The sequence below is a fragment of the Candidatus Nanopelagicales bacterium genome, from assembly GCA_018003655.1.
In the GTDB taxonomy this organism is placed as follows: Bacteria; Actinomycetota; Actinomycetes; order S36-B12; family UBA10799; genus JAGNDY01.
The window spans coordinates 1-6,521 of record JAGNDY010000091.1; the positions used below are offsets into that span (position 1 = coordinate 1).

General features: G+C 63.0%; 5 protein-coding genes. 1 reads left to right on the top strand and 4 read right to left on the bottom strand.

The features are described from left to right. Positions 1 to 1,217, bottom strand: a 1,217-nt coding sequence (locus tag KAZ48_09935) for an AAA family ATPase (GenBank protein ID MBP7973109.1), incomplete at its 3' end; no start/stop codon positions are given. A 59-nt stretch (positions 1,218 to 1,276) separates the two neighbouring features. Between KAZ48_09935 and KAZ48_09940 the strand changes: the two genes are divergently transcribed. Continuing rightward, the gene (locus KAZ48_09940) at positions 1,277 to 2,677 is read left to right on the top strand and encodes a DUF1298 domain-containing protein (GenBank protein MBP7973110.1); all 1,401 of its coding nucleotides are present in this window, start codon (positions 1,277 to 1,279) and stop codon (positions 2,675 to 2,677) included. 30 nt (positions 2,678 to 2,707) lie between these two features. Here KAZ48_09940 and KAZ48_09945 read toward each other — a convergent pair whose 3' ends face one another. The 3 genes from KAZ48_09945 to KAZ48_09955 all read right to left on the bottom strand — a co-directional run. After that, positions 2,708 to 3,844 (bottom strand): DUF697 domain-containing protein, encoded by a 1,137-nt coding sequence (locus tag KAZ48_09945; GenBank protein MBP7973111.1) that lies wholly within the window; start codon positions 3,842 to 3,844, stop codon positions 2,708 to 2,710. Between the two features lies 1 nt (position 3,845). Next, positions 3,846 to 5,945 (bottom strand): alpha/beta-hydrolase family protein, encoded by a 2,100-nt coding sequence (locus KAZ48_09950; protein ID MBP7973112.1) that lies wholly within the window; start codon positions 5,943 to 5,945, stop codon positions 3,846 to 3,848. Between the two features lie 87 nt (positions 5,946 to 6,032). Next, positions 6,033 to 6,521, bottom strand: a 489-nt coding sequence (locus KAZ48_09955; protein ID MBP7973113.1) for a histidine phosphatase family protein, incomplete at its 5' end; no start/stop codon positions are given.

Genomic DNA, 6,521 nt, shown 5'->3' on the forward strand with positions numbered 1-6,521 from the left:
AGGACGCCTTCCCGCACACGACGCAGGAGTCTGAGCAGGAGGTGCTCGGAATGAGTTTCCACCAGCAACTGATTGCCACGTTCCTGCACGGAGTGAATCAACAGGTCGCCAACCTCGGCCTGCAGTTTCGGGTGGATGTGAACCTCCGGTTGCTCAATGAGCAACATGCCATTTCGGCTTAGCAGGGACTGGGCGACGATCGGGGTGATCTGGCTGATGCCGTAGCCCACTGCTCGAGACGACACCAGGCTCGGTTTCGATTCACGCACGTCCACGAGACCAAGGACCGCAAAGTCACCGGCGGTCATGGAAACCTCGGCCGAGGCCGGGGTGACGATTCGCACCTCATAACCGATGCCCATCTGGCCGAACCACTCGTTAACCCGACCCACCAGATCTGGGTTGTCCGACAGCACCTCGGTGGTGTGTTCGCCTTCAGGTCCGACGTATCGATACGCAGTCGTACTCAAACTCGAGGTTCGTTCTGGGCGCGCCCGAATCGGACCGATGTAGGCGATTCGGGACAGGACCTCGATCAACTCGGAGTGCAGCTGTACGGCCAGCCGCAGACGGATCGCTGCCACTGGATCACCCTGGGCCAATGCACCGTCCGGATCGTCGTCATCCCGGTTGCGCATCACTGCGGGGGTGAGGACCGGCGACAGCGGCGGAAGTACTTCTCTGGCCAAGGCGAGGGAGGTGAGGAAGTCGACCCACTCGGAACTCTCGGCAGCGCCATCGTGACGGCCCTCGTCATCCACATCGAACTGTGCCCGGTAGCCGTCCAGATCAATACTGAATCGGGTGTCGCCGGGGCACTCTTCTCCGCTGTCCCAGCCATAGCCGAAAGTCAGCTCGCGCACTGTGTCGCCCGACAGCAAGCTCTGTCCGGTCTGGTTCGGTGAGGTAAATCCGATGCCGAGGGTGATTCGACGGTTCGCATCGTGGCGGTGCACAGCCAGGCGGAAGGACCCGACGTCCGCTAAGTCGCCCCGGGTGCGCAGTTGGAACGGTCGCTCGGACGCCATCGTCTGCCGCAGCAGAGTCAGCGTCGACAACAATGACGACTTGCCGGCGGAGTTCGGTCCGAAGACCAAGGTCAACGGCGCCAACGGGACCCGGGTCGGTGGATCGCCGTAGGACTTTAGGCCACCAACCACAAGATGTCGCAACAACGGTGCGGGCAGAGCTCTGGTTGGGGAGTTCGTCACTGACACAGCCGCATCTTCTCAGCATCGGGTCGCAAAAGCCGTCTCAATCCACCACGATGTACCCCATGAATGACATTGATCCACGAATGGGCGCATTTGACGCAGTCATGTACGGGGTTGAGGGTGACCCAGTCCTTCGATCGGTGATCTCCTTGGTCGTCAACCTCGACAAGGTCCCCGACCGGGCAGTGGTCAATGAGCGAATCGAACGGATGACTCTTGCCAACCCCAAGCTGCGGCAGCGTGCGGTCGGCAACCCCTTCTCCCTCCTGCCTCCCCGGTGGGAGACCGACCCCAACTTTGATCTCGGTTACCACCTCCGATGGGAAAGAGTTCCTGGCAAGAACGCCGGAATGCCGGAGGTGCTGGAACTGGCCGAACGAATCAGCGAACAGGACTTCGACCGCGCCCGGCCGCTCTGGGAACTGCACATCGTTACCGGTCTCGCCCGGGGCAAGTCCGCATTCATCATGAAGCTCCACCACTCGATCACCGATGGAATGGGTGGCATGCAAATGGCCGCCTCGCTGTTCGAGTTGACTCCCGATTTCGAAACCGATCTCGGGCCCATGCCTGACGCTCCGCGGGTGCGAGTTTCCGACGCCGCAGATCGCATCGAGCAGGGTGTCGAGTTTGAAGCCAAGGGCCTACTCAAGGACGCCAAGTCCGGCACCAAATACGCCGCCGGGCTCGCGCGCAAAGCCGTCACCGACCCCGGCGGAGCCGTCGTCGGCGGTCAGGAGTGGGTCGCCTCCGCCTCACGGCTGTTGGCGCCTGCATCCAAGCCGTTGTCACCGCTGTGGACCAATCGTTCTCTGTCCGTGGCGTTCTCAGTCATCGAGATTCCCCTTGATGATCTGAAAGCTGCGGCCAAGGCGGTCAAGGGAACCATCAACGACGCTTTCATGGCGGCCGTCACCGGAGGCCTGTACCTGTACCACCAGGCCCACGGTGAAGTTCCCGATGCGCTGCGAGTCAACATGCCCATCAGCGTGCGCGCTCTCGGCGATGTCAGCAGTGGAAACCAGTGGGTGCCGGCCCGGTTTGCCGTCCCGATCACGGTCACCGACGCCAAGGACAGGATGAAGCAACTGCACCCAATGCTCGTGCAGGCCAGGGACGAACCAGCACTCCCCCTCTCTGACGTCATCTACCAACTGTTGACGGTGCTGCCCAAAGCACTCACCACCAACATCGCCGGTGGACTCATGAAGGGCACTGACTTCGCTGCCACCAACGTGCCCGGGCCACCGATCCCCGTGTACTTCGCTGGGGCCAAGTTGGAATCGATGATTCCCTTCGCACCCAAGGGTGGCGCCGCAGTGAACGTCGCCCTGATGTCCTACGACGGCAAGTGCTTCCTCGGAGTCAATATCGACCGAGGCGCGGTGGAAAACCCCGATCAGCTGACCGACTGCCTGATCGAGTCGCTAGAAAGCGTCCTGGCCGTGGGGGCCAAGGCCTAGCGGACCAGCGGAACGAGGCCGCGAGGCCCGTTAATGCTGGTTGGTACGGAAGCGTCGCTTGAACTCCTGCCGAAACAGTTCCTGCAGGGCATCGGTATCCAACGGAGAGCCCGCGGCGTCGTGTTCGAGCATCCGCTCGCATACCTCTATCCAGGCGCGTCCGATTGCGCTGGTCAGGGTGCCCGCGACGGCACCGGAGATTGCCATCGCCGGGATCTGCCCACCTGGGGTCATCCGCAGGATCGATCCCACCAGCCAGCGCCCTGCAGTGGTTGCTCCACTGGACAACATCAGCGAGCCCACTAGTGCCGCCATTTTGGAGGCGGGGACCGTCAACCCGTAGACAGCGGTGATTCGCGCGATCATGGCGATCTGCAGTGGGATCAAGATCGCGGCGTCGGAGAACGGGATGGGTGTGATGCCGGTGGCTAATGCCGACGAGGCAGCCGCTTTGACAATCGTCGTAGCAGCCTGTCTTTTACGCTCCTTATTGACCAGTTGCGCGGCGATCAGTGCCCGGCGGGTGGCCTCCGGCGCCGTTGCGAAGGTTGCGTCTAGCAAAGTGTCGAGGCCAAACACCATCGTCTTGAGGAAGTCGTCGGGCAAAGCATTGGTAAGGATGACGGAGTTCCAGGGCGAGATCGGCAGGTCATACGACTCGATGTATCGGGCCAGCGCGATCGCATCTTGGTGAATCCGACCATCGGCGGCCATCGGAACCTGGCTGAGCACGAAGACGACCGGAACCAATTCCGACAGGCGCCTGACAAACTCGGCCTGGGCCGATTCAAAGCGTCGGTCACTCCACCGCACCAGATACCAGGCAGCGTGGATCTGTCGCTCGATCGGCTGTGCGCGGCTCTCGTTGACGATCTGCTCCAGGCCGCGCAGTACCGCGTCGCCGGCATGGCCGGTTTCAAACCCCTGGGAGTCGTACAGTCCGAGGATGCCGTCGGGGTGTTCGTAGTACTCCAACCCAGTCGTTACCGGCGCGCCCGTTCCGGTCGCGGCCACTTGCCGACCGAATACCGCGTTGATCAGCGTCGATTTGCCGACCCCGGTCTTGCCGAAAACGGCGAGGTTGAATCGGCCCAACTCGCGGACCGCCTCGGCGTGCTTTTCGGTGAAGAGCTTGCCGAGTTCGGCTTTGCCGAAATCCTGTGCCACGTCAATGCACGCCTTCTGCCGGGTCGCCCCCGCCGCTGGCGCCGACCAGCAGATTGTCATCAATGGGCAGCGCGGCCTGGCCGGAGCCACCGGTGCCGTCGGAGCCCTCAGAGTTAACGAAGGCTCCGGCGGCCGTTGCGGTGATCGACGGGCTCCCAGGGGCTGAGTCGGAGACACCCCACGATGCGAGTTGCCGATTGATCGCTTCCATGGCTTGGGCGCGCTTCTCGGCTTTGAGCCGCTGCTCGGCCCATTGCAACTCTCGCGCCCGCAGCGCGACTTCAATGTCAGCAAGCAGTTCGGCGCCGACTTGCAGGTCAAACGCCAACACGGTGAATCGCGCAAGATCCGCGCGGTAGTCGTGTCCCCTCGCCTCGAACTTGCCAGGAACTACCTCGGTGGCGTTCTTCATGTCGACCGCTGTCAGCACAAAGGAGGTGAAGGGCTGCCAGTTGACGCCATCGGCCAGGGCAGGCGACCGACCTGGACCCTCGCTCATCCATTCGGGAGCCTGGACCATCAAGGCTGGCGAGAATTTGCTGATCGGATCCTCGTGGTGGGTCAGCAGAATGATGCGGCACGCCAGTTGCGCCTCGGGCGAGAGTCGCTGCCACTCGCCGTAGGAGGCTACTTGGACGACCTCGTGATTGGGGTCGTAGCGAGCCGGGTCGAGTTGCCATTGCTCCATCCACTTGCTCTCTGCGGGCGTCCCGATGAACAGGGCTCGCTGAATCCCTGCGCGGTGCAGTCCGCTCGTTCCCTCGTGCATGAATGCGTCCTGCAACGTGTGAGCTCCGAGACTCTCGCCGAAGGCCACCAGCCGTGGACGCCGGTCGGGGCTAATCCCCATCAAGCGCCCGTGTACCGCATGCAGCAATGCCCGGTTCTGCTCGCGGCCGAGCTTCACGCGGTCCAACGACAAGAACGACGGTCGCAGCGAATACTGCAGCGCCACGATCGCACAATCGCCATCGGTGGCGTATTCCAGTGTCTCGGCCATCACGTAGTTGATGTAGCCGGTCCCAGTTGGAGAACACAGGCAGAGCACTGATTTCTCGAAGGCACCGAGCTTCTCAAGTTCGTCCATCGCTGTTGCTACCCGCGCATCGACCGTGGGAGCTGAGTCGAGCCCAACGAAGGCCCGGATCGGCGCCTGCGCCGGTGTTCCCGTGACACCTGCGATTTCGTCCGGCGTCAGCGCCATGTTGACAAACCGGCGTCCTTCGCGGCTCAGTGACGCCCACGTGATTTGCGAGCCCGGGCCACCGCTGACACCGGTGGCAATCGGTGGCTCGTCGTAGGCCTCTTCGATGGCAGCACCACCCTGTTCGGCTTGTCGGTAGGCATAGTCCATCCCGATACCCACAGCCCCGGCCAAGGCACCCAAACCAACTGCATGCCCTATGGGTTCGGCCAGGAGCGCGAGCCCAGGAACCGTGCGGCGCACGCCTGCGGCAATGAGGCGAGCAAACCGGGTCTCGGCATAGCCGAGCGCCGAGAGGCCTCCCATCACCAAAAGGCCCTGCGGAAGGGATTGCGTCACTGCCTGCTGACCCGCCTGATTGCGCCGGTACCAGACGATCTCCGAAGCTGACATCACTGATCCCACAATGAACCCAAGGGGAACCACGGCTGGGTGGAGTTTCCCACCTCGGCGACGGGCGTACTCCTCAGCCAGCCCCACAGTCGCCGTGATGCCAACTCCCACCAACCCCGAAGCGGTCACCTGCCACCCGAGGGTTCGAACTGCCGCCCGCTTGACAGGTTCTCCACGCTGAGCCGGGAAGGCACGCTGCAAACCCAGGCCCACGCCGACCGCCGTGAGGTTGGCAATCGTGTTGAGGTACTTGCGACTCTCCGTGCGAGAACGCTCCCGGCCCGGCGCCACCCGGCGAGAGAAGCCGTCGATGAATGACTGGGTCATGTTGGCGATTCCGTACGTCACGGCTGCGGAGGCGCCAGTGGCTATCGCCTGATCGATTGGCTTGCGTGGAAGCAGGTTCGGGGCAAAGGTGGAGCCGACATTTGCGGCCGCGGCAAAGGTGGCGGACTTCGCAGCCAAATCACGCTGTGCCAGGGCCTCGAGCAACAGATGCCTCATGGATCGACGTCCTTTCGATGTCGGTCGCGTTGCTTGAACTGTTCCACCATAGAGATGGTTGCGCCCGTCCCCCCGCAAGCCTCGGGTTCAGTCGCCCTCGGCGGTGATATTCCAACCCGTCAAGACCCGCTGGTCGCGTTCGTAGCCCAGCATGCTCAACGCACCTGGATCGAGTTCGAACAGCCGACCCATGTCCGAGGACAACCCGAGCCAGGTAGCCGTGAGGATTCGCAGGACGTGGCCGTGTGCGACGAGGGCGCAGTCGCGGCCCTGCCCAAGGACCGGCTCACATCTGGCAAGTACCTTCCGGCAGCGTTCCGCGACCTGATTGGTCGTTTCACCGGGCGTCTTACCGGGCGGGACCGGATGATCCCAAATGACCCAGTCAGGTTGGCCGAGTTCCGCGCGAATGTCGAGGGTCGTGCGGCCTTCCCACGCGCCGTAGTCCCACTCCAACAAATTGTCGTCGGTGTCGTCAGCCGTCAGCCCGGCGAGCTTGGCAGTGTCTGCCGCCCGCTCAAGCGGACTCGTGAGGACCAGGCCGAACGCTCGGTACTTGAGCAACTGAGCAGCCTC